1 protein-coding gene is annotated in these 1497 nt (G+C 70.3%); it reads left to right on the top strand.

The genetic code is table 11. The features are described from left to right. Window positions 1-359 precede the first annotated feature (359 nt). On the top strand, window positions 360-1175 hold the full coding sequence (locus K304_RS0120600) for a purine-nucleoside phosphorylase (RefSeq protein WP_027765264.1): 816 nt from the start codon (window positions 360-362) through the stop codon (window positions 1173-1175). The last annotated feature ends 322 nt before the right edge of the window (window positions 1176-1497 follow it).

Below are 1497 nucleotides of genomic sequence, written 5' to 3'. Positions count from 1 at the left end.
ACGGGCAAGTGTTTCCGGGCGCATCGACCCTGCCCTCCGCCCACGCCCCCTCACGTCCCTGCCGCCGCCCCCGGCCCACCCCCGTGCCCCTGGGGAAGGGGCTTGCAAGGGGTGCCCGGCGAACACGGGCGGGTGTTTCCGGGGGTATCGGCTCTGCTCTCAGGTCCCACGCCGCCCCCGTGCCCCTGGAGAGGGTGGGACGGTCGGTCGCAGTGTGCGGGGGAGATGATCCGGCCCACCGTCGCGGAGGGGTACGTCCTGGCAGAAGACACGAACCGGGGTGTGGCTTGCCACCCAATCGGAGTGGGATCACCAGGGGGCTCTACGCGCGTAGGCGGAATCAGGCTACCCTGCTTCGCGTGAACGTATCTGCGCCTATCGACGAGTCCCCGCACGACCACGCAGCGGCAGCCGCGAAGCGGCTGCGCGAGATCACCGGGGTGGACACCCACGACGTCGCGCTGGTCATGGGGTCCGGCTGGGTCCCCGCCGCCGACGCCCTCGGCGCACCCGAGCACGAGTTGGCCGTCACCGACCTGCCGGGCTTCCCCCCACCTGCGGTGGAGGGGCACGCGGGGAAGATCCGTTCCTACAAGGTCGGCGAGAAGCGGGCCCTGGTCTTCCTCGGGCGCACCCACTACTACGAGGGCCGCGGCGTCGCCTCGGTCGTCCACGGCATCCGTACGGCAGTCGCCGCCGGCTGCAAGACGATCGTGCTCACCAACGGCTGCGGCGGGCTGCGCGACGGGATGCGGGTCGGTCAGCCGGTGCTGATCAGCGACCACATCAACCTCACGGCCGCCTCTCCCATCGTCGGTGCGAACTTCACCGACCTCACCGACCTGTACTCGCCGCGCCTTCGCGCGATGTGCCAGGAGATCGACGCCACCCTCGAAGAGGGCGTGTACGTGCAGTTCCCCGGGCCGCACTACGAGACGCCGGCCGAGATCAACATGGTCCGGGTGCTCGGCGGCGACCTGGTCGGCATGTCCACGGTGCTGGAGGCGATCGCCGCCCGCGAGGCGGGCGCCGAGGTGCTGGGTATCTCGCTGGTCACCAACCTGGCCGCGGGCATCACCGGGGAGCCGCTCAACCACGAGGAGGTCCTCCAGGCCGGTCGCGACTCCGCCAACCACATGGGCTCCCTCCTCGCCCAGGTCCTCCAGCGCGTCTGACCACCCGACCGATGACCTCGGAGGGTGCCCTGCGCGTGAGAACGACACGGCCGTTCGGTCTTCGGATCCGCGCGCATCTCACCAGTCACCTCGGAGGTGTTCCTCCCCTCAGGGTCCCTACGGGCCCTCCCATCTGTGCCGGGATCCACACGGGGTGTTCTCCCTCCCTCAAGAGCACGGGGGTGGGCCGAGGGCGCCGGGACGTGAGGGGGCGTGGGCGGAGGGCCGGGTCGATGCGCCCGGAAACACTTGCCCGTGATTTGTGGGCCGCGAAGTAGAGGTCCAACCTCTAACGTCGCCGAGAACGCGGCCCGTAAATCAT

This window comes from Streptomyces sp. CNS606 (assembly GCF_000426325.1).
The sequence above is the reverse complement of the archived record's forward strand: the minus strand, read 5'-3'. Positions and strand labels throughout refer to the sequence as shown.